Below are 25,275 nucleotides of genomic sequence, written 5' to 3' on the forward strand. Positions count from 1 at the left end.
GCCTATCCGTAACCGTTCCAGATGCGACGCCACCACGGCCGCTTGCCGGCAAGTTCCTGATTCACGGCTTCCTGGGCCGCGGTTGCCTCGAACGCCGCCGCCCGGCGCTCGCGCCAGCGTTCCAGCTCGACGCCGACGTCGCGGGTTTTCGTGATCACAGGCGGGCCGCCCTGGAGCTGGCGCCGCGCGTCAACGACCCGGGCGTTGAAGTCCTCCACCAGATCGCGCACCTGCTTTTCCGAGTACAGCGCATCGAGCTTCGCATCCAGTTCGGCATCCTCAGTGCGGAGCAGAATGGCCTTCGGGCCAAGGCCGCTGAGATGTTCGCGCTGGATGAGGCCTTTGACCCACCAATCCGGATCGTAGCGCTCCCCCAGCCCGGGGATCGGCTTGCCTGCGTACTTCAGGTTGTCGAACTTCCCTTGCGCCATGGCGTCGCGGATCAGGTATTCCACCCGCGCGGCGTCGTCCACCTTCTTGCGCTTCCGCCGCTCTTGTTCCTCGACGGCTTCAAGTTCGGCCTCTTCCTCGGCCGTCATGCCGGTCGCGCGGACGTTCCTCAGCTCCATGGCTCGCTCCAGCCGGTGCTTGAATGCATTGTTTTCGCTGTTCACGGTCAATCACCGCCTTCGCCTGCGGAAATCCTGGATCTGCGTCCAAGTATTCCGCAAACGGGAGACTGCCGGGATGGCTCCCGCGAACACGGCCCCTGTTCACGCCCAGCTCACCTCACTAACCTGACTGGTAACGGCTAGTTCAGGAAGAGGGTCACCATGGACGAACAGGGCATTCTGCACCGCATCCAATCGCTGGTGGAGGAGGAGCGGGAGCTCCGGGAGAAAGCAGAAGCGGCCCCGCCGGGTCCTGCGCATGCACCTGACCGCGCAAGACTGGAGCGCATCGAACAGGACCTGGATCAGTGCTGGGACCTGCTGCGGCAACGGCGGGCCAAGAGGCAGTACGGGGAGAACCCGAACGAGGCCAAACCACGGCCACCAAAACAGGTGGAGGGCTACACCGGCTGAAGCCGCAGCGAACACAGGACGACGACGGCGGGACGCTCCCGCCGTCGTCGTCCTGCTTTAGAAGCACTACAGCGCCGACCAGCCGCCGTCGGACGCGAGGATGGCGCCGTTGACGTTGGTGCCGTCGTCGCTGAGCAGGAAGGTGATGGACGCCGCCAACTGCGCGGCTGTCGCGGGGACGGTGACGGTGACGGTGACGGTGGCACCATGCTTATTTTCCTCTGGGCCACTCAATTCTCCCCTTCGGACCACTCAATTCTCCCCTTCGGACCACTCAATTTCCCTCTTCGGGCCACTCAATTCGGGGACATCAACCTCCTAATGGCCTATTCCGCCTGTAGCCTGCTCACACGCCGGTTATCTCTCTTTCGGTTTGAGACCTGTCCGGTCGCTGGTGCTCGGCTGCTCAATGGACGCCGAGCAGAGATGTGGAAAGACATCTCTTATTCGAATTGAGGGGATTTCAATGAACATGAAGAAAGCATTGGCCGGACTCGCGCTCACCGGAGCGCTGTCCTCCGTCGCCGGAACCGCTGTCGCGGCCACGCAATACCCGGTCCAGGGCGGCCAGTGGAACTACGGCTTCAATGGCGTCGGCATTTACTCCGACTACTTCCATGGTTCGCAGTGCCACGGATCTTCGGTTTGGAACGACTGGGGAAACAATAGGAGCGCCGATATCGCCGCCGGGCAGTGGTCAAATTCTTGGCTCGGGGCAACGCCCTGGACACATAACAAGTATTACTACCGGGTCTGTTAGCACCTCAACCGCGCCAATCCAGTTGAGTTCCACCCAGTGGGCTTCCCTCCAAGCCCACTGGGCGGACTCAATCCCGCTCTCCGAGGACCCATCTCAAATGCTGAAAATCTTGGTGCGAGTCACTTCCTTTGGAATCGCTATATTCCTGTCAGTGCTGGCCGGCATATACATGCAGACCGCTGAAGAAGCGTTCCCTCGCGGTGCCGAGTTCAGGGCAAGTTTCGATTTCTCCCAGGTCCAGTCGCCGAAGGCCCAGGTCAAATCGGAGCTTGACGCGCTCGTGGACGATTCGGGACTCCACTTGGCCAAGATCGTGGCCGATCCCGAAGACTTCTTCAACGCGCGTTCACTCTACGTGTTCGGTAAGCACGCGCCAAGCAGGGCGCAGAAGCTCGAGTGGTTCAAACCCGGCATGCACGGCGAGCTACGCTCCGCGCACGAACTCGGCACAGCCAACCTCAACGGCGCCTACGTCTATTCAGGGCCGGCGTCCGCAAAGACGCAGCTGACGCAGTGGCTCGAAACGCATGGCGTAAAGAGCACAGTCTCCGCCAAGAGCAACGTCGAGGTCTTAGGGCATGCTCTCTTTACTACCGGAGCATGGTTGACGTTCCTGACCTGCCTCGTGCTGCTCATTGCGCTCGTGATCTCGTGGTACGTCCTGAGAGCGCGGGCCCGCTCGCTCAAACTCCTGTGCGGAGCCACGACCGGCAATGTGGTTGGCGAGGACCTCCTTTCACTGGTGCGGGCCGTGGCTCTCCCCGCAATCGGCGGCCTTCTCGTGGCCCTCGTGGTGGTTGCGGCCCAGGGCAAGGCGTCCTACCTGCCGCCGTTCGCCCTCACGAGCGCGTCCTTCCTCGCGTCGGCTTTGGGTGTGATGCTGCTCTGCGCCCTGATTGCCAGCGCCATGACGTGGCCTTCTGTCTCCGGAATCGCCTCCCGCCAGCCCCCGGAGAAGCATTTCCAGTGGATTAGCGAGGTACTCAAGGGCGCAACACTCGTCCTCGTCACAGTCACGCTGCCGATCGTCGGGGCATCGATCGCCGAAGCGACGAATCTTTCAAACAAAAACGCCCAGTGGGAGGTCCTGAAGAACAATGTCTCGGTCCGGATCAGCACTGGCTCAGAGACTGAATTCGAACGACGGCTAGCGGAAATGCGCGATTTGGCCGTCGCAGCATCCCGCGCCGGCAAGTTGACATTCTCCTATTCCTTCAAACCCGCGAATATCATTTCGCTGAACGAAGGAGCGTCCACCGACCTTGGCGGATATGACGGCACAGTCCTGGTGAACCCTAGCTACCTGAGGGTGATTTCAACCCTCATTGATTCAACGCCCTCAGCCGGGAATCCGTTAGGCACTCGGGCAGAACGGATTTCCCCGGTTCAGCTGCCCGCCGCCCTCAAAGATCATCTGGAGGGTCAGTACCCGCTCTGGACCAGGGTGGGCACTCTTGACCGATTCGCGGACACGTTCAAGACTTACCGCTACACCGGCCAGAAAGACTTTCCCGGGTTGCCACCTAAACTGGGAGAACTGGCGCACTTCCAGAACCCGCTCATCGTTCTCGTCGATGATCCGGCGGAGACCTTCGACGACGACACGATCGGCAGCTTCCTCACTAGCGGAAACCTCACATTCAGCGATGCCCGCTGGGTACGGGATTACCTCGCTGGCCACCCGTTGGGGAACGTCGTCCTTTCGGTGGATCGCATCTCCGACGCTGGCTTGTACAACAGCCAGCTTCAGAACCAGTCTGCGGGCATGAAAACTCTCTCCTTTACGCTGGTCCTACTGGCCCTGACCATGAGCACCGCCGTCTCGGCGCTCGTATACGCCGTTGCCAAGGGCCGTCGTCATTTCGTACAGCGCACAGCCGGGTGGCCCTGGGCCAAGTCGCTCGCGCGACGGCTCGCCTGGGAAGGGACGCTGGCTGTCGTCGTCGCCATCGCAATGTTCCTTGCGCTCGGTGGTACGGGCCAGAGTGACTCCTGGTGGGCCTTGGCCGCCGTCCCGCTCTACGCGCTCATGAGCGGCATCCTGCACATTACTTTTGCCAGCGGGGTCTTCGCACAACTACTCGCCCGGCGAGCGTAGGTCAACCACGGCACCGGGAGGAACTCAATGGATATCAAAGCAGAGAACATCACAGTGACCATCGAGGGCAAGGACGTTCTCAAAGGACAAAGCGTCCATGCGACCCCCGGGGAAACCCTGGCGTTTGTTGGGCCCAGCGGGTGCGGGAAGACAACTCTCCTCAATGTCCTGGGGCTCCTGCGCCGTGTCGACGGCGGGCAGGTCCACGTCGGGGGCCGGGACGCCACGCGGTGGGACGACCGGCGTCGTCGTCGGTTCTGGCAGCAGCACGCCGCCTTTGTCTTCCAGGATTACGGCCTCATCGATGAAGAATCTGTCGAGTACAACGTTGCCCTCTCGCAGATGCCAATCTTCGGACTTGTGAAGCGCCACAGGGCGGGCATTGAAAGTGCGCTGGACCGGGTGGGACTTGTAGGCCGGTCCGGCGAGAAGGTTTCAACTCTGAGCGGCGGCGAGAAGCAACGCGTCGGCCTAGCCCGGGCGATGTTCCGCTCCGCCGACGTCATCTTTGCGGACGAGCCGACCGCGTCCCTCGACCTCGACAACCGCAATCTCGTGACACTCTTCCTGCAGGAAGAGGCAGCCCGCGGCGCCGCCGTCATCATAGCCACCCACGACGAGGCGCTCATCAAGGCATGCGACGTGTCGCTCCGACTTGGCTCTGCGGTCGTGGCGAAGCCGCGGCTGGCCAACCCGGCGGAGGGCTACAGCGACTGAACCCCTCCTCGCGAAGAGCTTCCCTACAGCGCCGACCAGCCGCCGTCGGACGCGAGGATGGCGCCGTTGACGTTGGTGCCGTCGTCGCTGAGCAGGAAGGTGATCGACGCCGCCAACTGGGCGGCCGTCGCCGGGGTGGGGACAGTGGCCTGCATGAGCGGACCGAGGCGTTCGGCGGCCAATTGGGATCCCCACACCGCCTCGATGTTCGTAATGGTGGGCCCCGGGGCAACGGCGTTGAAGCGGAGTCCCTTCGGCCCGTACATCACGGCCGAGTTCTTGGTCAGCCCGACCACGGCGTGTTTCGACGCCGTGTAGCTGGCACCAGCCGCGGAGCCGCGCAGCCCTGCCTCGGAGGCGACGTTGACCACGGAGCCGGTGCCGGCCTCCAGCATCAGCGGCACCACAGCTCGGGTCAGGCGCATGAGGGCCGTGACGTTGATCCGGAAAACGCGCTCCCACATGGCGTCGTCTACTTCGTGGATCGGGGCGAAGTTGTCCATGATGCCGGCGATGTTGGCGAGGGCGTCCACGCGGCCGCCCGCGGCAACAACGACGGCGGCAACGGTCTCCTCGGTAGAGATGTCGCCGGCCACGGGCACCAGGTCCAGGCCGCCGTTTTCCTCCACCAAGGCGTCCAGGCGTTCCTTGCTGATATCGGCGGCAATGACCCGGCCACCTTCCTTCGCAACGCGCAGGGCCGTGGCCTGGCCAATGCCCGAGCCCGCTCCCGTGACGATGATTGTCTTCCCGGCAAAACGGCCATTGACGGCGGCTTCCTGCCATGGGGTTTCGTTGCCCATGTTGTTCCTCCCGAACGTTTGGTGTCGTTCCAATCACCTTATGACACTCCGTGTCATTATGTAAGAGTGGATACTGGAGAGATGCCCTCGGGCGATGCGAAGCACGCCGTCGCGCGCTCTACCGGACGTCCGGCGACGATTGATCCGGACGTCGTGGCCGGCGTCGCGCTCCGGCTTTTTGCCGAGAACGGCTACGAGCGGACGTCAATGGAGGACATCGCACGCGAGGCTGGAATCGGGCGAAAGAGCCTGTACCGCTACTTCCCCAGCAAGGCTGACCTCGTCTGGGGTGGCATGGAACCGGTAGTGGAAGCCTCGGGACAGGTACTGGAGAGCGCTCGCACAGCGGACCCGTCCGACGGCGACACTTTCGACGGCGGCATCCTCGCAGGACTGCGGGCGGCTGCCATCGCCGGGGTTTCGGCGATCCCGGACCTTTCCGTCACGCGCGGGCGCCTGCGCCTGATCGCAGAGCACCCTGAGCTGGCGAGCAGAAGCTACGATGCCCTGGCTCCACAGCGGGAGCGGGCGCGGCTTTACCTCGTGGCGCAAGGCATCAGCGAAAGCGCGGCAGGCTATCTGTGCGCCGCCTATCTCGGGGCGACGTTCGAGGCGTGGATGCAGTGGGCCGCGGGGACAGATGCGGATCCGGTCCCCTACTTAATCGAGGCCCTGGGAGTGCTGCGGGTTCCGGCCGTCCGACCCGGCGGATAACCTATGCCTGGGAGGGCAAATGACAGTTCGAAGCGCGGGCATTCTGTTGTACCGTCGGAGCTCCACCGCGGAATTGGAAGTGTGGATAGCCCACATGGGCGGCCCGTTCTGGGCCCGTAAGGATGCACGCGCGTGGTCCATTCCCAAAGGCGAATACCTCGAAGACGAGGATCCCCTGGTGGCCGCCAAGCGTGAATTCGCCGAGGAGATGGGCACTCCCCCGCCCGCCGTCGAATATCACCAGCTGGGCATCTTCCGGCAACCGTCGGGCAAACTCGTGGCGGCTTTCACGGCGGAGTCGGACTTCGACCCCGAGAGAATCGTGAGCAACACCTTCGAGCTGGAGTGGCCGCGAGGATCCGGCATTGTCCGGAGCTACCCGGAGATCGACGACGCCATGTGGGCCATGGAGACCGAGGCCCGCGCCAAATTGGTGGGCGGGCAGGTGCCGATCCTCGACGCGTTGATCCGGCACCTCGGGAGCGCCTAGGCCTGGACGATCGACTCGATTGGCCGCGGGGAAAGTATGGGATCCGCATGACGGTGGAGGACCATCCACTCACCTTCTTCCCGGCGGAAGATCGTCGTCACCCGAAGGGGTATCGGGGACACCTCATCAGACCCGCCAACCTTGGCCCGTGCCCATTCAATTTCGACGATGTACGCAAGCTCCGTCCCGACGTACCCGGAGATTCGCTCGAATCTGATGGGCTCACCCTCCCTCAGCCCGGAAGACGCCCGATCCATGGTCGCCTCGACCGCACTCGAGCCCCGCGCAGGCGGCCCGAGCGGATTGGCGAGCGTGACGTCGTCCCGCTTTGAGAACAGCTTCTTCTGCTGCTCCGGGTCTCCCTTGACGAACGCATCAAGCGCTCGATGGTATTTCTCCACCATCAGATCGAGATCGGAATCCGACATTGGTTCCTCCAGCCTCGCTTTTGCCCTGGCACGGTACGCCAGGGGCCATGTTCGGCCATCGTGGCACCGCTCGACAGGGATGTCCATACAAGGAATCTCCCGGCCCCAGACCGGTCAGGAATGGAGAAGCGCCGCTCCCGGGCCGCGCCTAGAATGGCGGTCATGGACAACACCGTCCACGCCAGCTTCGTCCCCTAATGACTTCAGGAGTGATCATGAGCGACTCTTCCAACGAGGGAATCAAGACCGTGCTGCATCCCGTTTCCGACCTCGCCGCGGCGAAGGCGGTGTACACCGCTTTGCTCGGGACACCGCCGCAGGCCGACGGGCCGTATTACGTCGGCTTCGACGTCGCGGGCCAACACATCGGGCTCGTCCCGGGAGGCGGACCGCAGGCCATGACCTCGCCCGTCGCCTACTGGCACGTTTCGGACATCGAGGCGAAGCTGGCCGAGGTGACTGCCGCCGGCGCTACCCTGAAGGAAGCAGCCCGCGACGTCGGGGGCGGCCGTCTGGTTGCCACCGTGACCGACCCCGACGGCAACGTCCTCGGGCTGCTTCAGGATCCTCAATAGCCAACCAGGCACCGACGAAGACCGCGAAGACGACCCCGCGTAAAGATGGAGACACAATGAGCACGGCCACGAGCACGGAGACGCAGTCGCCTGAGCTGCATACTGCCGACACCCACGATCTGATTCGCGTGCAGGGCGCGCGGGAGAACAACCTCAAGGACATCAGCATCGAGCTGCCGAAGCGCCGGTTGACCGTGTTCACGGGCGTCTCCGGTTCGGGCAAGAGCTCCCTCGTGTTCGCCACGATCGCCGCGGAGTCGCAGCGCATGATCAACGAGACGTACAGCACTTTCGTGCAAGGGTTCATGCCGACCATGGCGCGGCCGGATGTGGACCTGCTTGAAGGACTCACGACGGCGATCATCGTCGACCAGGAGCGGATGGGCGCGAACACCCGTTCCACTGTCGGTACTGCCACCGATGCGAACACCATGCTTCGCATGCTCTTCAGCCGGCTTGGCCAACCGCACATCGGGTCGCCCCAGGCGTTCTCGTTCAACGTCGCTTCAGTCTCCGGCGCGGGAGCGGTCACCTTCGAGCGCGGTGGCACGACGACGAAGGAGCGGCGGAGTTTCAACATCACCGGCGGCATGTGCCCGCGTTGCGAAGGCCGGGGCTCGGTCACCGACTTCGATCTCACCGCACTCTACGACGGCAGCAAATCGCTCGCCGAGGGCGCACTCACCATCCCCGGCTACAGCATGGACGGCTGGTATGGCCGCATCTTCAGCGGCTCCGGCTTCTTCGACATGGACAAGCCGATCAGCAAGTACACCAAAAAGGAACTCCACGACCTGCTGCACAAGGAGCCCACCAAGATCAAGGTCGAGGGAATCAACCTGACTTACGAGGGCCTGATTCCCAAGATCCAGAAGTCCATGCTCTCCAAGGACCCGGAGGGAATGCAGCCACACATCCGCGCCTTCGTGGAGCGGGCCATCACCTTCACGACGTGTCCCGATTGCGATGGCACCCGGCTCACAGAAGCGGCCCGCTCGTCGAAGATCAAGGGAATCAGCATCGCGGACGCATGCTCGATGCAGATCAGCGACCTCGCCGAATGGGTGCGCGGTCTCGACGAACCGTCGGTGGCACCGCTCCTCAAAGGGCTGCGGCACCTCCTCGACTCCTTCGCGGAGATCGGGCTCGGCTATCTCTCGCTCGACCGGCCGGCGGGTACGCTCTCCGGCGGCGAGGCACAGCGCACCAAGATGATCCGGCACCTGGGCTCCTCGCTCACCGACGTCACCTACGTCTTTGACGAGCCCACCATCGGCTTGCATCCGCACGACATCCAGCGCATGAACAAGCTGCTGCTGCAACTGCGGGACAAGGGCAACACCGTGCTGGTCGTGGAACACAAACCGGAGGCGATCGCGATCGCCGACCACGTCGTCGACCTCGGTCCCGGCGCGGGCACCGCCGGTGGAGAAGTGGTCTTCGAAGGCACCCTCGAAGGGCTGAGGGCCAGCGGCACCCTGACCGGACGTCACCTTGAGGATCGCTCAACCCTCAAGAAGACGGTGCGCACATCCGCCGGCGCACTGGAGATCCGTGGCGCGAGCGAGAACAACCTGCGCGACGTCGACATCGACGTTCCGCTCGGGGTCCTGGTTGTCGTCACGGGCGTCGCCGGTTCGGGGAAGAGTTCATTGATCCATGGCTCACTGTCCAAGCGGGACGGCGTCGTTTCTATTGATCAGGGGGCAATCAAGGGCTCGCGGCGGAGCAACCCCGCGACCTACACCGGCCTGCTCGAGCCCATCCGCAAGGCGTTCGCGAAGGCCAATGGCGTGAAGCCGGCGCTGTTCAGCGCGAACTCCGAGGGAGCATGCCCCACCTGCAACGGCGCGGGCGTCATCTACACGGATCTCGGATTCATGGACACCGTCGCCACTCCGTGCGAGGAATGCGAAGGCAAGAGGTTCCAGGCATCGGTGCTCGAGTACCGGCTCGGCGGGCGCAACATCGCGGAGGTGTTGGCGATGTCGGTGAAAGAGGCCGAGGAGTTCTTCTCCGCGGGCGAATCCAGGATCCCGGCAGCCCACGCGATCCTCAAGCGGCTCGCCGACGTCGGACTCGGATACCTCAGCCTCGGCCAGCCGCTCACCACCCTTTCCGGAGGCGAGCGGCAGCGGATCAAGCTCGCCACCCACATGGGCGAAAAGGGCGGCGTGCTCGTTCTCGACGAGCCCACCTCGGGCTTGCACCTCGCCGACGTCGAACAGCTGCTGGGCTTGCTGGACCGGCTCGTGGACTCCGGGAAGTCGGTCATCGTCATCGAGCACCACCAGGCCGTCATGGCGCATGCCGACTGGATCATCGACCTCGGCCCGGGCGCGGGTCACGACGGCGGCCAGATCGTTTTCGAGGGCACGCCCGCAGATCTGGTTGCCGGGCGTTCCACCCTCACCGGCGAGCACCTGGCGGCTTACGTGGGCGGGTGACTAAACGGGACGGCTGGCTAGCTCTTGGCGGCGCCCGGTGAGTGGATGAAGAGGCTGGCTAGCGCGGTGAGAAGGAGAAGCGACGCCGCGATGATGAAGCTGGTCTGCATTCCGTGGACGAAGTTGCTGCGGTCGGCGATGAGGGCGCCGAAGACGGCGATGGCGACCGCGCCGCCCACCTGGCGGAAGGTGTTGAAGACGGCGCTTGCCGTGCCTGCCTTTTCGCTCGGGACGCTCGCGAGCACGACGGCGGTGACCTGCGGCATCGCGATTGATCCACCGGAACCCGTGAAAATCAGGAAGGTACCGACGAGTAGCGGCGATCCAAGCGGCGCCGTGAGAAGCATCGCGGTGAGTCCTACGACCATGGAAGTCAATCCGACGACCACCGGCACCCGCGTCCCGAAGCGGTTCGATAGGGTTCCGCTGACGATGTTGCCGACGATGCTGAACGCCGCGGAAGGAAGGAACGTGAAACCTGCCTGGAGCGGTGTCAGCCCGAGGTGCTGTTGGAGGAAAAGACTGACAACAAAGACGGTGCCGAAGTGTCCCACCATGAATGCGAAACCGACCGAGAGCGAGATTCTCATGCCGGTGGATCGAAACAGCTCAAGCGGCATCATCGGGTGCCGGCCGCGCGCCTGGATCAAGAGGAAGGCCGCGAGGCTGATGGCTGCGAGCGCCAGGCTGGCTATGACGGGTACCGTTCCGAAGCCCTCGGTCCCTCCTGTGATGAGGCCGTACATCAACGCGGTCAAGGCAACGATGGCCGCTGCCTGACCGGCCCAGTCGAACGGAGTCGGCCGCCGGGGCGATGTTGCAACAGAAGCCAGGAGCACCAGCATCGCGATGCACACGGGAAGGTTGATGCCGAACACGAGCCGCCAGTCCAGCGTAGTGAGGAGGCCGCCGACAAGGGGTCCCACGGCTCCGGCCACGGCACCGCCGACTGCCCAGATCCCGAGGGCATGTGCGCGACGGCGGGGATCGGGAAAGGCTTGCCGAATCAGCGCCATCGACGCCGGCAGCATGATCGATGCCGCACCTCCTTGGAGGAAGCGGGCGGCAATGAGCACCGCCGAGGTCGGCGCGAGTGCGCAGGCAACGGACGCCACGAGGAACAGTGCGCTACCCCATCCCAGCGCCCTTTTCGCGCCGATCCGATCCGACAGGTTCCCTGCGAACAGCAACAACGCGGCGAACATCAGCGTGTAGCCGTCGATCACCCATTGCAGGCCTGACGTTCCGCCCCCGAGTTCTTTGCCGATGCTGGTGAGCGCGACATTGACGATCAGGATGTCGAGGGTGATCAGGAAGAACCCAAGCGACGCAATCATGAGCGTGAGCCGTGCCCGTGGCGCATCGGCCATGGCCGAGGGCGGAACCGGAGCCGGCAAGGTGGTTTCGGGGCGAGTCATGGTTTAAGGAAACAGCCTACGAAGAAAACGAGGGAGTCTCTGTCCTGAGGGGTACTGGCAGTGACCCCCATCGTAAGCGCAGCAAGCGCCGTCGGGGCCCCGACGATGTGCTAGCCGGCAAGTCCGAGGAACACCAGCAAAGCCCTTTCAATCTCAACGAGCTGAGCGGCCGTCAAGCGGCCGACTCGGCTTTGCACGTTTGAACGGCGTACCGTCGTCAACTTGTCGATCATCACGTGGCTTTCCTGCCGCAAGCCGGACAACTCCGAGGCTGAGACACTGACCCGCAGGAGGGGTGCATCGATCAGGGTTGTTGTCAGGGGAAGAACCGTGACGGAATCGGTGACGTCGAATCGGTCATCCTGGATGACCAGCGCTGGCCGTGGCTTGGAAGCGTAGACGCCGCCGGCCACGGTCCAGAGTTCGCCGCGGTTCACACTTCGTCCCAGGGCGCTGACACAGCCTCGATGAACTCCTGGTCATCGGAGTGACGGTCAGCAGCTGCGGCGGCGGCAGCTTGCCGATGTGCTTCGGCGTCAAATCCATCGGCTCGAACGTCTGGAACCCACACCTGGATTGGGCGGAAGCCGTGTTCGCGCATCCGCTTACGGTACTCACTAACCCGATCTCTGACTGCCATAGCATCAATGTTACATGTAACGTGATTTTGGCGACAAGCACGGAGATGCCCCAACGGAAGCGCGGCGAGCGCAAGGCCGCCTTTCGCCGTCGGGTGCTTAAGCCACCAGCACCGCGGCAGCGCTGACAAGACCATGGTGGATGCCCTGCTCCCCTTCGCCGAAACCTTCAGCAAGCGCGTCTCCGAGGGTGTCCTTCCGGATGTTGCCTGGGCTGAAGCTGCCGCAGCGGCCACCTCGGCTGCGCAAGCCACAGCCTCGCTCCGTCCGCTCAAAGGACGGGCCCGGCCGCTCGCCGAAAAGAGCGTGGGCACAGCCGACCCCGGAGCCACGTCTTTGGCGATGATCTTCACAGTCATGGGACCGCACCTTGTGCGCCCTGAGAATGCGGGCTCCGCTGCGGGCGCTGGCTCTACTACCGGCAAGCGCGCCGGAGCCATCGCATGACCGCGAAAGGACAGACCATGGGTTTCCGACTCATCCTGGGCGCCGATGAAGCAGGCGTGGACTACAAAGACCGGATCATGGCGGACCTGCGGGACGATCCCCGGGTCAGCGAAATCATCGACATCGGCGTCAACCGCAGCGACTCTATGGAAGACTTCACCACCCCCTATCCGTACGTCGGGATCAAGGCGGGCGAGCTCATCCGGGACGGCCACGCAGACCGGGCCATCCTGTTCTGCGGCACAGGAATCGGCGTGGCCATCGCAGCGAACAAAGTGGACGGTATCCGCGCCACCACGGCCCACGATTCCTTCTCCGTGGAGCGTTCCATCCTGTCCAACGATTGCCAGGTGCTCACCATGGGCCAGCGCGTAGTCGGGGTGGAACTAGCCAGCAGGCTGGCACGGGAATGGCTCGGCTATGCCTTCGACCCGGCCTCGGCGTCGGCCGAAAAGGTCAAGGTGCTCACGGATTTCGAGGGCTGCTGAGTCTCCGCCTCTAGGTCCCAACTAGCTCGCAGTTGTTGTCGTTCAGAGGCCTCATAACGACAACAACTGCGAGCTACTTGGGTCCCCCAGCGCCGGGGGTGGGCCTGAATTTGGGTCAGGCGTAGGGTGGATTGGGACGAAAGGAGCACTTCATGAAGAAAATCCTCATGGTACTGACCAGCGTTTCCGAGCTCGGCGATACGGGAAAGAAGACCGGCTACAACGTGGCCGAGGCTGCACATCCTTGGAAGGTCTTCAAGGATTCCGGGCACTTCGTCGACTTCGCATCCATCCAGGGCGGCCAGCCCCCGCGCGATGAAGTGGACTCGCAAGATCCCATCCAGGTTGCCTTCACCCAGGACGAGGCCACACGCGCCGGCCTCTACAACACTGCCCGCGTGGACATCGTTGATCCGGGCCAGTACGACGCAGTCTTCCTCGTGGGCGGCCACGGCGCCATGTGGGACTTCCCGGACAGCGAAGGTTTGCAGAACCTGGTTGCCAGCGTCTACGACGCCGGCGGTGTGGTGGGCGCAGTCTGCCACGGACCCGCGGGTTTGGTGAACGCGGATCTGGCCGACGGGTTCCGGCTCGTCGGGGGCCGGGAGGTGGCCGCCTTCACCAACGACGAAGAAGTTGCCGCAGGGATGGAAAAGATCATCCCGTTCTTCCTGGCAGACCGGCTCAAGGAACAGGGTGCGATCCACCTCTTCGCCGAAGTCTTCGAAGAGAAGGTCGTTGTCTCCGAGCGGTTGGTCACCGGGCAGAACCCGGCCTCCGCCGCGGGCGTGGCCAAGGAGATGGAGAAGCTCCTCGCGGAGGTCATCCACCAGGAAAAGGCCGAGGAACAGCACGAGGCGGAGGCCTTGCGCGCAGAGAAGGACGCCAAGAAGGACGCCAAGAAAGCTGCCGCGGCAGGTTCCGAGCACTAACAACCCGTAGCGCCCTGAGACTGGAGGCCGCCCCGACGACGGCGCGGCCGCCAGTGTCTGCGGGCACTAATGAACGACCCGCAAATACTTACCAACTTCTTGTTTGCTCTTGACAAGAGTTCCCTGAACCGGTTCAGTAGATATAACAAAACCGGTTCAGTGACCCCAATCACCAAGTGGCAATGAGGCAAACATGACAGTGACCATCAACGACGTTGCGCAGGCAGCCGGAGTGAGCAAGGGTGCCGTCTCGTACGCGTTGAATGGGCAGCCCGGCGTCAGTGATGACACCCGGGAACGCATTCTCAGGGTAGCCCGGGAACTGGGGTGGAAGCCGAATCTTCGCGCCAAGAGCCTGTCTTCGGCCAAAGCCTTCGCCGTCGGGCTCGTGGTGGCAAGGGATCCCCGCCTTTTGGGAACAGACCCCTTCTTCCCCGCGTTCATCGCCGGGATCGAGACCACGTTGGTTGAGCACGAATACGCATTGGTCCTGACGGTCGCCGCCAGCGCCGAAGCCGAGGAACTGGGCTATCGGAAGCTGGCCGCCGGCAGCCGCGTGGACGGGGTCATCCTTACGGACATGAGGGTTGACGACTCCCGGATTGCTCTGTTGAAGAGCCTCAAGATTCCGGCCGTCACCCTTAATCGGCCCGAAACCTCCTCGCCGTTCCCTGCTGTCTGCATGGACGACACTGAAGGCATTGCGGCCGCCGTCGAGCATCTGGTTTCCCTGGGACACAACAGAATCGGGCACGTGGGCGGACCGCAGACTTACATTCACGGCCGAAGCCGTCGCTTGGCTTGGCAAAACGCCATGTCCAAAGCCGGGCTCGAGGCCGGCTCCTTCATTGAGGCGGACTTCACCGCAGCCGGCGGATTGGCGGCTACTGCGGAACTGCTTCGCTCGGCCCAACGGCCCACCGCGATCATCTACGCGAACGACCTGATGGCCACTGCCGGACAGTCCTACGCCCAGTCCCTCGGACTGACTGTTCCCGATGATCTATCCATCACGGGCTACGACGACACCGAGCTCGCCAGGTACCTCAACCCTCCGTTGACCACTGTCCCCGCCGATCCGCTGCTCTGGGGGCGTGTTGCCGCCCAGCAGTTGCTGAGCCTCCTCGGCGGAGCTCCTGCGGAAGACGTCTATCTCCCGTCTCCCAAACTGGTAGTCCGCGCCTCCACCGGGCCAGCCCCCAGCATGCCGAAAAACTAGCCGCCTCCCACGTCCAGTCTTACGAATACCGATTTACCCGCAATTGGGTGGGGTTATTTGCCATTCCCGTTGAAGGCAATCTCGCCGCCGCATTTTCAGTTTTCACCCCAAAAGGAGCTGCAATGAAGCACGGAAAAATTAGTTCGAGAGTCCTCTCCCTTACCGCTATTGCAGTTATCGGAGCAGGCCTGGCAGCATGCGGTGGAGGCGCCTCCAGCAGCACAGCTTCTGGAGCGAACTCTGCCACCACGGCCAAGGGTCCCATCAAGATCTGGTACTCCAACAACGAGTTCGAGGTGAAGTGGGGCAAGGACATGGTGGCCTCATGGAACGCAGCCCACCCGGACCAGCAAGTCGATGCTCAGGAAATCCCGGCAGGCAAGAGCTCCGAAGAGGTCATCGGGGCAGCAATTACCGCCGGCAATGCTCCTTGCCTGGTCTTCAACACTGCCCCGGTGGCGGTGCCACAGTTCCAGAAGCAGGGTGGTTTGGTCCCGCTGGACTCCTTCCCCGACGGCGCCCAGTACATCAAGGACCGCACCGGCGATCTCGCCAATCAGTACAAGTCATCCGACGGCAAGACGTACCAGCTTCCCTGGAAGTCCAACCCGGTGGTCCTCTTCTACAACAAGGACGTCTTCGCGAAGGCCGGCCTGGACCCGGCAAACCCCAAGCTTGCCACGCAGTCTGAGTTCCTGGACACTGCCCGCACCCTCGTGAAGTCCGGCGCAGTCGCCAATGCCGTGTGGCCTTCGCCCACGAGTGACTTCTACCAGCCCTGGTTCGACTTCTACCCGTTCTATGCAGCCAATTCGGGCGGGACCACACTGCTCAAGGATGGCAAGTCCACCTTTGACAGCGATCAAGGCAAGCAGGTCGCCACGATGTTCCAGACCCTCTACAAGGAGAACCTGGCATCCAAGGAAGCGTACAAGGGAGACTCCTTCGCGGACGGCAAGGCCGGCATGTCCCTCGCCGGCCCCTGGGCTGTCGCCGCTTACAAGGGCAAGGTGAACTGGGGCACGGTTCCGGTCCCGGGTACTCAAGCCCAGACCAACGGCTCCACCTTCTCTGACGCCAAGAACATCGCCATGTACTCCTCGTGCAAGAACCAGGGCACCGCGTGGGAGGTCATGAAGTTCGCCACCAGCAAGGAACAAGACGGCAAGCTCCTCTCCGCTACCGGCCAGATGCCGATGCGCAAGGACTTGGCCACCACGTACGCGGACTACTTCAGCCAGAACCCGGCCTACAAGACCTTCGCCGACGAAGCCGCACGCACCGTGGAAGTCCCCAACGTCTCCAACTCAGTCCAGATCTGGCAGACCTTCCGTGACGCCTGGAGCAAGTCCGTGATCTTCGGCAACCAGAGCATCGATGACGCCTTCAAGGGTGCTTCTGACAAGATCAACCAACTGGCAGCCCAGAAGTAGCAGGCGAATCCCCATGTCACTTCGCTCAGCTGGGGGTCCCGCCACGGGAGACACTGCCGGGCGGACCGTGGACCAGCGGCAGGCGCCCAGGAAACGCAAGAACTTCCTGGGCCGCCAGCCGCTGGGACTGCTGTTCAGCGCCCCCTACGTCATCTTCGTCCTTGGAGTGCTGGCATATCCCCTGGGGTACGCCGTCTACATCTCCTTCCACCAGTTCTTCTTCACCGCTCCGGGCGTCCAGGTTGACCGGCCCTTCGTAGGGTTGGACAACTACATAACCGTCCTGTCTGATCCTGAAGTACAGCGTTCCTTCGCCAATATCGGCATCTTCCTGATCATCAACGTGCCGCTGACCGTAGGGCTGTCCCTGGTCCTGGCCAACGCCTTGAACCGCGTGACGCGGCTCAAGACCTTCTTCCGGGTCAGCTACTACGTGCCGTACGTCACGGCGAGCGTCGCCGTCGTCGGGGTTTGGCTGTTCCTGTTCCAGCAGGACGGGCTGGTCAACGCCATTCTGGGGCCGCTGGCCCCGAACCCCTCGTGGTTGACGAACTCCTGGCTGGCAATGCCAACCGTTGCTTTGTACGTGACGTGGAAGCAGTTGGGATTCTTCATCCTGCTTTACTTGGCGGCTCTACAGAACATCCCGGACGAGCTCTACGAGTCCGCCTCGGTGGACGGCGGGAACAAATGGGTCCAGTTCTGGAACATCACCGTTCCGGGAGTGCGCTCGGCCAGCGTGCTGGTGACCCTGCTTGCCACCATCACCGGAGCCAATCTGTTCACGGAGCCCTATCTGCTCACTGGCGGAGGCGGCCCGGATGGAGCCTCGACGTCGCCGGTGTTCCTGATGTACCAGAAGGGAATCCTGCAGGGGAATCCCGATGTGGCAGCAGCGCTCGGTGTGGTGCTGGTGATCGGCGTGTTGCTGATCGCCCTGATCCAGAAACGCCTCGTAGGCGGGAAGGAGGACTGACGTGTCTATTTTCAACAAGACGCCCCTCAGGAACGACGACGACGGCGCCCGCCGGCCACGTGCCGGCGCTCCCGAAGGAACGACTTCCGAAGCCCCGACACCGGGCTCCGAGGCTCCCCGCAAGGGCAGTTCCGTGGCGAAGCGCAAGAACCTGGGCGTGGGCAGCTTCGTGCTGCTGGCCCTTGGAGCGTTCGTCTTCCTCTTCCCGTTCTACTACATGTTCATCGGCTCGTTGCAGACCTCCCCGGACACTTCCGTGGGCGGCGCCTTCCCTAGTCCGGCAAACATCACCGGTGAGAATTACAGCAACATCAACAACTCGATCGACCTGCTGAAAGGCCTGGTCAACTCGGGTGTTTTCACCGGTGGCGTCATTTTCTTCACGGTGGTGTTCGGGCTCCTGGTGGGCTACGCGCTTGCCCAGATGCAATTCCGCGGTAAAGGGTTTGTCTTCGGGATGATGCTGCTGGTGCAGATGATTCCGTTCCAACTCCTGCTCATCCCGCTGTATGTCATGATCGTCCGGGACTACGGACTCGCGGACACGTATCTCGGCATGATCCTCCCGTTCGCGATCAATTCCACCGCAGTGTTCGTCTTCCGTCAGTACTTCATGCAGCTGCCCTCCACTTTGTTCGAGGCCGCCCGCATCGACGGAGCCAGCGAGCTGAGGATCCTCTGGCAGATCGCGATCCCCCTGGTCCGGCCCGCCATTGTCACGGCAGTTCTGCTGACTTTCATCGGCCCGTGGAATGAGTTCCTGTGGCCGTTCCTCGTCACCAAGGACCAAGCCATTCAGCCGCTCGCCGTCTCACTGGCGAACTACATTTCGAACATTGCCGCCACGGCATCCAACCCGTTCGGCGCGATCCTTGCCGGTGCCTGCGTTCTCGCGGCCCCCGCCGTCGCGCTGTTCATCTTCTTCCAGCGCCAATTCATTTCCACCAATATCGGATCAAGCGTAAAGGGCTAAGCTCTATGACTTCCTCGACTTCAGCACTCCCCACTGTCCCGTTCACCCTCACCCGCGCCGGCGTCATCATGACCCCGGAGGACGGGAACGAGTTCGAAGCCGAAGGCGTCCTCAACCCGGCCAGCGGCCGCGGACCGGACGGTGAGCTGTACTTGCTGCCGCGCCTGGTCGCTAAGGGCAATGTCTCCCGCGTCGGGCTCGCCAAAGTGATCATCGGCGACGACGGCGTCCCGTCCGGCGTCGAACGCCAGGGCGTTGTCCTGGCACCGGACGAAGGGTGGGAACGCGGCCTCAACAACGCAGGAACGGAAGATCCCCGCGTCACCTGGGTACCGTCCCTCGGCCGCCACCTGATGACCTATGTTGCCTACGGACCGCTTGGTCCCCGCCTGGCCTTCGCCCATTCCGAAGACCTGCGCACGTGGGACCGCCTGGGGCCCTGCCATTTCGAGTACCAGGCGGACTTGTCCATGGACTTGAACTTGTTCGCCAACAAGGACGCTGTGTTCTTCCCGGAACCGGTCAACGATCCCGACGGCGTTCCTTCCTATGCCTTGCTGCACCGCCCCATGTGGGACCTTGGGTGGATCCGCGAGGGCGAAGGCGAGCACCTGCCGGCCGGCCTCGATGACAACCGCCCGGGTATCTGGATTTCCTACGTCGCAGTTGCCGACGTCGAAAGGGACATCCGCAACCTCGTTCACCTGCGCAAGCACAAGCTCGTAGCCCTGAGCGAGTTCCCCTTCGAAGAACTCAAGATCGGCGGCGGACCCGCACCGATCCGCGTCGACGAGGGTTGGCTCCTGATCTACCACGGCGTCACCGGGTCGATGGAAAAGTCTGCCTTCGACCACCAGCAGAACGTCAACTACTCGGCCGCTGCGATGATCCTCAACAGTGACGATCCCTCGATCGTGATCGCCCGCAGCGACAAGCCGCTCCTCGCGCCGGAAACGGAAGACGAGATTTCGGGCATCGTCCCCAACGTCGTTTTCCCCACCGCAATAGAGAAAATCGGCGAGCAGTTGTTCGTCTTCTATGGCATGGCTGATTCGAAGATCGGCGTGGCGCGGCTGGACCGCGCCTAGGCACCACCCTGCTTCAGTAGTCCTGCCCTTCTTCCACGCCCATAGGAGTTAGACATGACACCTCCCCTTGTTAATGCACGGCTGAAATCCGCCCCGGTCGCAGTTATTGCAACGTTGTCGATGCTCCTGGCCGGGGCCGGGGCGGGAGTGGCGTCAGCGACGCAGCCGGCCCAAGCTCCGGTGACGCAGCCCGCTGTGCCGCTGGCACCGGCGTCGGTATCGCAGGCACCGCTGACCAATCTGTCCCACCTGAATTTCCTGCTGGATACGGTTCCCCTTCACGCTGTGGATGGCCACACGACGTACCAGATCGGTGACCATCCCGCAGCTCAAGCACCGTGGACCTACGCCAACAAGAATGCCGACGGCAGCTACACGCGGGTAGGAGGAGGTTCCAAGGACCCGGCCACAGGCTACTGGAGCCAGGGGGCCTTCAACGCGGACGACGTTGCGCGCACCGCCGTCGTCTACTTGCGCCATTGGCAGCAGACCGGCGACGCCTCGAGCCGCACCCGTGCCTTCGACGTGCTGCGAGAGCTGACATATTTGCAGACGGCTTCCGGCCCCAACGCCGGAAACGTGGTCTTGTGGCAGCAGGCCGACGGCACACTCACCCCGAGTGCCAAGCCGGTGGAACTTCCCGACCCCAGCGATTCAGCCGAGTCGTACTGGCTGGCCCGGACCGTGTGGGCGCTGGGCGAAGGGTATGCGGCGTTCAAGTCCGCCGATCCCCAGTTTGCCGCGTTCCTGCAGTCCAGGATGGACCTCGCCGTCGCGTCCCTGAACAAGCAGTCCCTCGCCAAGTACGGAAAGTACGACATTGCCGACGGCGCCAAGGTCCCTGCCTGGCTGATCATCGGAGGGGCGGACGCCTCCGCCGAAGCCGTGCTCGGACTCTCCGCCTATTCAAAGGCCGCGCCCGACGACGGCGCTGCCGCTACCGCCCTGAGCCAGCTCACCGAGGGTATCGCCGCGATGTCCTCGGGATCGGTTCAGCAGTGGCCCTTCGGCGCGATTCTTCCGTGGAGCCAGTCCCGAACCCTGTGGCACGCTTGGGGCGGAATGGCCGCGGCCGCCGTAGCGAATGCGTCCCCGGTACTGCATCGGCCTGACCTGCTGACCGCCGCCGTGAAGGACTCCGCCCAATTCACTCCGCAGCTCCTCGCCGCGGGCGGACCGGACAATGCCTGGAGCCCGACCCCGGGTGAGGCGCAGATAGCCTACGGCGTGGACTCGCGGGTTGAAGGACTTGTGGCGACCGCCAAGGCCGCGAATGCTCCCGGCCTGCTGGACGTCGCAGCAGTTGCTGCCGGCTGGTACTTCGGTGCCAACCGCAGTGGAAAGCCCGCCTACAACCCGGCAAGCGGCACGGCGATCGACGGCATCGAAACGGACGGCCGCGTCAACCCCAACTCCGGGGCGGAATCCACCATCCACACGTTGTTGTCCATGCTCGCTTTGGACGCCAATCCGGAGCTCAAGGCAAAGGCCCTGGGGATCAGCAGCACCGTGGGGACAGACGGGCTCAAGGTGGCCGAAGCCGAATCCGGAACCATCACCGGCGGCGCAGTAGTCAAGCCTGCCTCCGCATGGACCGGTGAGGCGAACTGGTCCGGCGGCGCATACGTCGCCCTCAACGCGGGCGGCACCCTGAAGATACCAGTCCCGGTCTCGGACCAGGCACGGAATGCCTACCCGATCGTGAACCAGCGCCCGGAAGCCGCCGGAACGACGTCGTGGACATCCGGGAGCACTTTCCTCGGCACCACGCCCAACGGTGGCGCCGGCGAGCAAGGCATCACGGCAGCTCCGGGCAAGCTCTTCCCCTTCTCCCTCCACCATGCAATACCCGCGGGCCAAGATAGCCTGACCGCCAAGACCGCAAGCGACGTGTCGATCGACGGCGTGCTGCTACAGCCGCAGATCTCCTCGGTTTCCGTCTCCGGCCCCGGAGGCCAATCAACCCTGTACATCAGCGCCGCGTCGGGAATCACCGATCGAAAAGTGGACATGCCCCAAGGGTTCCATTTGAGCCAGCAGGCCTTTGACGCTTCCGGCCAGCCCGTCACACCAGGTCCAGACCAGAACGGCGCAGACCACTCCGGCCGCGTCACTGTATACCCTGGTGGGTTCACCTGGGTGACCCTGGTCCGCTACTAGTCCCCACCGGCTCCCAGCCACCGCCACAGGCCGGGGCCCTCGCCGGTGTGGGCCCACGCCACCGGCTCCCAGCCTTCGCAAGTCCCCACAGGAAGAACCCATGCAGAAAATCACCAAAGAAGCCCTGTTCCACAGCTACGAGGGAGCACTCACGTTCAGCAATCCGCTGACCGACACCATTTCCACCGACCAGTTTTCCGCCGAGTATCCCGAGCACCCGGAATGGGCTGTGGGTCCGTTCCGCAAGGACGATTCCCTGACGTTCCGGCAAGTGCAGGACTGGGCCGATCCAACCGGCATCGGCTGGACCGCGGATTCAATCTTCAATCCCTCCGTCATGGAGCGCGACGGCAAGCTCTACCTCTTCTACCGCGCATCCCCGCGCAAGGAATCAGTTTCCAGCCGGATCGGCGTCGCAATCTACGATCCCGAAACGGGGTGGCAGGACAGCCCGTCCAATCCCGTGATCTACCCCACCCAGGACAATGAGATCCTTGGCTGCGAAGATCCCAAGGTGTACCAGGCCAATGGCCGTTACTACATGTTCTACAACGGGATCTGGACGATCGACCGCAGCGAGGAGCAGGCTGGCCAGGACCCGGATGTCTATCCCCTTGGCGATGTCGGCTGCGACATCAATGTTGCGGTGTCCGACGACTTGATCCATTGGGAAAAGCTCGGCCTCGCTGTCCCTTACGAGGTTTCGCGGTTCTGGGCCAAGGGGGCCGTCATCCCCCGGAACGCCCAGGGCGACGCCGTCAAGATCGGTGGTCACTACCTGATGTATCTGTCCGAGGGCTGCGGCGGAACCACCCATGTGGGACGGTCCACCGACATGGTGAACTGGACGTTTGAACCGCAGGAGTACCTGGACCTTGGGCCGCTGGGCGGCTCTTTGCACGAAGTGGCCTGCGCCATTGTCGACGACGGCGACCGCGACGGGAGCGACGGCGGCAAGCTCGTGCTCGACTTCTTCTACGGCGACGCAGACGGCCAATTCTCTGCCGCACAGGCGCTCTATAACGTGAACCAACCGTTCACCCAGAAAGCGATGCACAGAGGAGGCTCACTGGCCTGGGGCGGCCTGCTCAAATTCGGCGGAACCTGGATGTTCGCCCAAGGCTGGGATGCCCCTTCGGGATCTCGGGAGATGTACTTCTACCGCGCGGACCCGAGCTAGTGGCACCAGGCGGCATCGGCACAGTCGTAGGTTTGGACATCGGAGGTTCAAAGACACGCGGCATCAAATGGCTGGATGGCACCGCCGTTGCCGATACTTCCGGCGGCAGCGCCAATGTCCAGAACGTGAGCCGCGCCCAAGCCCGCAGCAACCTGGAGGGTGTCTTCGCTACCCTCCAGGGCGGGTCCGTTGCGCGGGTGGTGGTTGGTTCCGGCGGGATCGACACGGCCGAAGACGCGAACGCACTGAGGGAACTGATCCAACCATTGGCTCCCGACGCCGTCGTCTCCGTTGTCCATGACACGCGCCTTCTCCTGGCTGCGGCAGGATGCAGCACTGGAATCGCCGTGATCGCCGGCACTGGATCGGCGGCCTGGGGCACCAACGGTGAGGACCAAGCACGTGCGGGCGGCTGGGGTTACTTGCTTGGCGACGAAGGCAGTGGTTACTGGTTTGCTCGTGAAGCGGTGAGGTACAGCCTCGAGCGCATGAACGATGGGCTGCGCGCCGACGAACTGACGAAAGCGCTCTTGAAATCTTGTGGACTCCTCGGCCCGGAGGGTTTGATTGCCCTTTTCCATGGCGACGCGGGACGCGAGTTTTGGGCTTCCAAATCACCGATTGTCTTTGAGTGCGCGGCAGCGGGGCACACAGGTGCTTTGGACATGATTCTCCAAGCGGGTGCAGATCTTGCCTCGTTGGCGGCAAGATGCGCCGGGCAACTGAACATCGAGGGGCCCATTGTCCTCGGCGGTGGCCTCGGGATGAACCAGCCCACCTTGCAGACGGCCATGCGGATAGCCCTTGCCAGCCGAGGCCTCGACACTTTGCAGGTCCTCACCCAGGATCCGGTCTTCGGCGCACTGCAACTTGCATCCCACTAGCGCCACCGGCTGTGATGAGACTCACTAGCAACAAACGGCGTCTTGGCTTGAGCCATCCGTGCCTCACTGTGCACTATGGAAAGGTCGTACGGCGGCTTTCGCTTTGGCGCGATGGCCGGATATCCGGATTCATGAATGGAAGCACTGAACAATGATGTTTGAAACTGCCGACTCCGTAACCCTCAAGATTTGGGACCGCTCAACCACCCACCACACGCTGGACGCGCTGGTGCACGACTTCTCGGTGCGCCACAACACCTCCAAGGCCAGCATCGCGGTCACCTGCAGCGGGCCCAACACCTTCACTGTCAGCCTCAACAGCAGCGCGGCCAAGGCCACCTCCTTCGACGCGCAGTCCCTGTAACAGCGCCGTTTCGGACGCCACGCGACGACGACGGCGGGAGTCACCTCCCGCCGTCGTTCGCGTATCCAGGGTGCGGTCACTGCGCGCCGGGCATGTCAGGCTCGGGAGTGCTCGGAAAGGAGCGCGTCGATCTGGCCGGCTGCCTCCTGCATTCCCTCTTCCATACCCATGTCGATCATCTTCTTCATCTGCTCTTCTGATTCGAAGGTGGACAGGATGGTCATGCGGGTGCGGTCGCCGATCTCTTCGAGGGTCACCGTCGCATGGCCGGCCCCTATCTCCGCGACGGGAGCTCCGTTTTCGTCGGCAAAGCCGTCGTCGAACTCCAAGCGGTTCGGGGCTTGGATGGCCGTGATGCGCCACCAACCGCCAGCTTTCTCGCCGTCGGGACCGGTCATGTAATAGCTGGCCTTCCCGCCCGGTTCGAACTCGAACTGCTCAAAAGTAGCTGGCCAGGTGGGTGGACCCCACCAGCGCTCGAGCTGGCGTGGGTCTTCCCAGATCTGCCAGACCTCTTCAGGGCTGGCATCGAATTCGGCGACGAGGGTTAAGCTCAACGCTTCGGGATTCTTGGTGGAACTGATAACCGACATTGCGGAACCCTTCCTATTTTTTGGCGAGGATGTCTGCGATCCGCTCGACGCGCTGCCGCCAGATCGCCTCGTACTCATCGAGCAGCTGACGGGCTTTCTGCAAGCCATCACGGTTGCCCCGCACGATCTGCTCCCTTCCACGCTTCTCCTTTGTTACAAGGGAGGCGCGCTCCAACACCGCCACGTGCTTCTGAACGGCGGCAAAACTCATGGCGTAGAGGGCTGCCAAACCGGACACCGAATACTCCCCGACCGTCACCCGACGGACGATGTCCCGGCGCGTGGCATCGGAAAACGCCTGGAAGAGGCGGTCAAGTTCGGTTTCACTGAGCTGATCTACAACCATTTGGTTGTAGGATATGCCGATGGCGGAGCGGAGTCAACGGGTATGGATACTTCGCACTCAGTCGAACTTCAGCGGAGTC

At 63.2% G+C, this 25,275-nt stretch carries 28 protein-coding genes and 1 pseudogene; 20 read left to right on the forward strand and 9 right to left on the reverse strand.

Going from position 1 to position 25,275, the window contains the following annotated elements:
* Positions 1-2: 2 nt before the first annotated feature.
* The gene (locus ABH924_RS12620; protein ID WP_404499254.1) at positions 3-614 is read right to left on the reverse strand and encodes a DUF1992 domain-containing protein; all 612 of its coding nucleotides are present in this window, start codon (positions 612-614) and stop codon (positions 3-5) included.
* A gap of 159 nt (positions 615-773) precedes the next feature.
* Here ABH924_RS12620 and ABH924_RS12625 point away from each other — a divergent pair, with 159 nt between their 5' ends.
* Complete coding sequence (locus tag ABH924_RS12625) at positions 774-1,025, forward strand: DUF2630 family protein (protein WP_234753344.1); 252 nt, start codon at positions 774-776, stop codon at positions 1,023-1,025.
* Positions 1,026-1,091: 66 nt separating this feature from the next.
* Here the strand turns inward: ABH924_RS12625 and ABH924_RS12630 are convergent.
* Positions 1,092-1,199 (reverse strand): annotated as a pseudogene (locus ABH924_RS12630) (short-chain dehydrogenase); the annotation flags it as partial.
* A 292-nt stretch (positions 1,200-1,491) separates the two neighbouring features.
* Here ABH924_RS12630 and ABH924_RS12635 point away from each other — a divergent pair.
* From ABH924_RS12635 to ABH924_RS12645, 3 genes are all read left to right on the forward strand, one after another.
* Positions 1,492-1,785, forward strand: coding sequence for a lactococcin 972 family bacteriocin (locus ABH924_RS12635; protein WP_404499256.1), 294 nt, complete (start codon positions 1,492-1,494; stop codon positions 1,783-1,785).
* Positions 1,786-1,936: 151 nt separating this feature from the next.
* Positions 1,937-3,883 carry a hypothetical protein gene (locus ABH924_RS12640; protein ID WP_404499258.1) on the forward strand — a complete coding sequence of 649 codons (1,947 nt, stop codon included), beginning with the start codon at positions 1,937-1,939 and terminating at the stop codon, positions 3,881-3,883.
* Positions 3,884-3,910: 27 nt separating this feature from the next.
* Positions 3,911-4,600, forward strand: a complete 690-nt coding sequence (locus tag ABH924_RS12645; protein ID WP_404499260.1) for an ATP-binding cassette domain-containing protein — start codon at positions 3,911-3,913, stop codon at positions 4,598-4,600.
* Between the two features lie 23 nt (positions 4,601-4,623).
* Here the strand turns inward: ABH924_RS12645 and ABH924_RS12650 are convergent, their stop codons facing one another.
* A complete protein-coding gene (locus ABH924_RS12650) occupies positions 4,624-5,403 on the reverse strand; it encodes an SDR family NAD(P)-dependent oxidoreductase (RefSeq protein ID WP_404499262.1) in 780 nt (259 codons plus the stop codon).
* A 66-nt stretch (positions 5,404-5,469) separates the two neighbouring features.
* Between ABH924_RS12650 and ABH924_RS12655 the strand changes: the two genes are divergently transcribed.
* Both ABH924_RS12655 and ABH924_RS12660 read left to right on the forward strand, forming a co-directional pair.
* Positions 5,470-6,117 (forward strand): TetR family transcriptional regulator, encoded by a 648-nt coding sequence (locus ABH924_RS12655; protein WP_404499264.1) that lies wholly within the window; start codon positions 5,470-5,472, stop codon positions 6,115-6,117.
* A 19-nt stretch (positions 6,118-6,136) separates the two neighbouring features.
* A complete protein-coding gene (locus tag ABH924_RS12660; RefSeq protein ID WP_404499266.1) occupies positions 6,137-6,607 on the forward strand; it encodes an NUDIX domain-containing protein in 471 nt (156 codons plus the stop codon).
* Here ABH924_RS12660 and ABH924_RS12665 read toward each other — a convergent pair.
* Positions 6,604-7,035, reverse strand: a complete 432-nt coding sequence (locus tag ABH924_RS12665) for a DUF4440 domain-containing protein (protein ID WP_234753332.1) — start codon at positions 7,033-7,035, stop codon at positions 6,604-6,606. The genes ABH924_RS12660 and ABH924_RS12665 overlap by 4 nt on opposite strands.
* Positions 7,036-7,250: 215 nt before the next feature.
* Here ABH924_RS12665 and ABH924_RS12670 point away from each other — a divergent pair, with 215 nt between their 5' ends.
* Complete coding sequence (locus ABH924_RS12670) at positions 7,251-7,610, forward strand: VOC family protein (RefSeq protein ID WP_234753331.1); 360 nt, start codon at positions 7,251-7,253, stop codon at positions 7,608-7,610.
* 56 nt (positions 7,611-7,666) lie between these two features.
* A complete protein-coding gene (locus ABH924_RS12675; RefSeq protein WP_404499268.1) occupies positions 7,667-10,057 on the forward strand; it encodes an ATP-binding cassette domain-containing protein in 2,391 nt (796 codons plus the stop codon).
* Positions 10,058-10,074: 17 nt separating this feature from the next.
* Here ABH924_RS12675 and ABH924_RS12680 read toward each other — a convergent pair whose 3' ends face one another.
* From ABH924_RS12680 to ABH924_RS12690, 3 genes are all read right to left on the reverse strand, one after another.
* Complete coding sequence (locus ABH924_RS12680) at positions 10,075-11,475, reverse strand: MFS transporter (RefSeq protein ID WP_404499270.1); 1,401 nt, start codon at positions 11,473-11,475, stop codon at positions 10,075-10,077.
* A 110-nt stretch (positions 11,476-11,585) separates the two neighbouring features.
* Entirely contained in the window at positions 11,586-11,912 is a 327-nt protein-coding gene (locus ABH924_RS12685) for a type II toxin-antitoxin system PemK/MazF family toxin (protein WP_404499272.1), read from the reverse strand.
* A complete protein-coding gene (locus tag ABH924_RS12690; protein ID WP_234753327.1) occupies positions 11,909-12,115 on the reverse strand; it encodes an antitoxin MazE family protein in 207 nt (68 codons plus the stop codon). Before ABH924_RS12690 ends, ABH924_RS12685 begins: the two co-directional genes overlap by 4 nt.
* Before the next feature lie 133 nt (positions 12,116-12,248).
* Between ABH924_RS12690 and ABH924_RS12695 the strand changes: the two genes are divergently transcribed.
* The 12 genes from ABH924_RS12695 to ABH924_RS12750 all read left to right on the forward strand — a co-directional run bounded on the left by ABH924_RS12695 (position 12,249) and on the right by ABH924_RS12750 (position 24,257).
* Positions 12,249-12,560: a DAK2 domain-containing protein gene (locus ABH924_RS12695; RefSeq protein WP_404499274.1), complete on the forward strand. Its 312-nt coding sequence runs from the start codon at positions 12,249-12,251 to the stop codon at positions 12,558-12,560.
* Positions 12,557-13,048, forward strand: a complete 492-nt coding sequence (locus tag ABH924_RS12700; protein WP_404499276.1) for an RpiB/LacA/LacB family sugar-phosphate isomerase — start codon at positions 12,557-12,559, stop codon at positions 13,046-13,048. The genes ABH924_RS12695 and ABH924_RS12700 overlap by 4 nt, the downstream gene beginning before the upstream one ends.
* Positions 13,049-13,200: 152 nt before the next feature.
* Positions 13,201-13,980, forward strand: coding sequence for a type 1 glutamine amidotransferase domain-containing protein (locus ABH924_RS12705; protein WP_404499278.1), 780 nt, complete (start codon positions 13,201-13,203; stop codon positions 13,978-13,980).
* 193 nt (positions 13,981-14,173) lie between these two features.
* Positions 14,174-15,199 carry a LacI family DNA-binding transcriptional regulator gene (locus ABH924_RS12710; RefSeq protein ID WP_404499280.1) on the forward strand — a complete coding sequence of 342 codons (1,026 nt, stop codon included), beginning with the start codon at positions 14,174-14,176 and terminating at the stop codon, positions 15,197-15,199.
* A 122-nt stretch (positions 15,200-15,321) separates the two neighbouring features.
* Complete coding sequence (locus ABH924_RS12715) at positions 15,322-16,632, forward strand: extracellular solute-binding protein (RefSeq protein WP_404499281.1); 1,311 nt, start codon at positions 15,322-15,324, stop codon at positions 16,630-16,632.
* 13 nt (positions 16,633-16,645) lie between these two features.
* Positions 16,646-17,608, forward strand: coding sequence for a carbohydrate ABC transporter permease (locus tag ABH924_RS12720; RefSeq protein ID WP_234753315.1), 963 nt, complete (start codon positions 16,646-16,648; stop codon positions 17,606-17,608).
* A 217-nt stretch (positions 17,609-17,825) separates the two neighbouring features.
* Entirely contained in the window at positions 17,826-18,581 is a 756-nt protein-coding gene (locus ABH924_RS12725) for a carbohydrate ABC transporter permease (RefSeq protein WP_234753454.1), read from the forward strand.
* A 5-nt stretch (positions 18,582-18,586) separates the two neighbouring features.
* Entirely contained in the window at positions 18,587-19,669 is a 1,083-nt protein-coding gene (locus ABH924_RS12730; protein ID WP_404499284.1) for a glycosidase, read from the forward strand.
* Between the two features lie 54 nt (positions 19,670-19,723).
* Complete coding sequence (locus tag ABH924_RS12735; RefSeq protein WP_404499286.1) at positions 19,724-21,829, forward strand: hypothetical protein; 2,106 nt, start codon at positions 19,724-19,726, stop codon at positions 21,827-21,829.
* Between the two features lie 100 nt (positions 21,830-21,929).
* Complete coding sequence (locus ABH924_RS12740; RefSeq protein WP_404499288.1) at positions 21,930-23,009, forward strand: hypothetical protein; 1,080 nt, start codon at positions 21,930-21,932, stop codon at positions 23,007-23,009.
* A complete protein-coding gene (locus ABH924_RS12745; protein ID WP_234753311.1) occupies positions 23,009-23,893 on the forward strand; it encodes a BadF/BadG/BcrA/BcrD ATPase family protein in 885 nt (294 codons plus the stop codon). The genes ABH924_RS12740 and ABH924_RS12745 overlap by 1 nt, the downstream gene beginning before the upstream one ends.
* A gap of 151 nt (positions 23,894-24,044) precedes the next feature.
* Entirely contained in the window at positions 24,045-24,257 is a 213-nt protein-coding gene (locus ABH924_RS12750; RefSeq protein WP_404499290.1) for a hypothetical protein, read from the forward strand.
* A gap of 95 nt (positions 24,258-24,352) precedes the next feature.
* On the opposite strand, the gene ABH924_RS12755 is transcribed toward ABH924_RS12750, so the two are convergent.
* Positions 24,353-24,850, reverse strand: coding sequence for an SRPBCC domain-containing protein (locus ABH924_RS12755; protein ID WP_234753309.1), 498 nt, complete (start codon positions 24,848-24,850; stop codon positions 24,353-24,355).
* A 13-nt stretch (positions 24,851-24,863) separates the two neighbouring features.
* Positions 24,864-25,196: an ArsR/SmtB family transcription factor gene (locus ABH924_RS12760; protein WP_404499292.1), complete on the reverse strand. Its 333-nt coding sequence runs from the start codon at positions 25,194-25,196 to the stop codon at positions 24,864-24,866.
* Positions 25,197-25,275 lie beyond the last annotated feature (79 nt).

It is taken from the genome of Arthrobacter sp. GAS37, assembly GCF_044908325.1.
Lineage (GTDB): Bacteria > Actinomycetota > Actinomycetes > Actinomycetales > Micrococcaceae > Arthrobacter > Arthrobacter ramosus.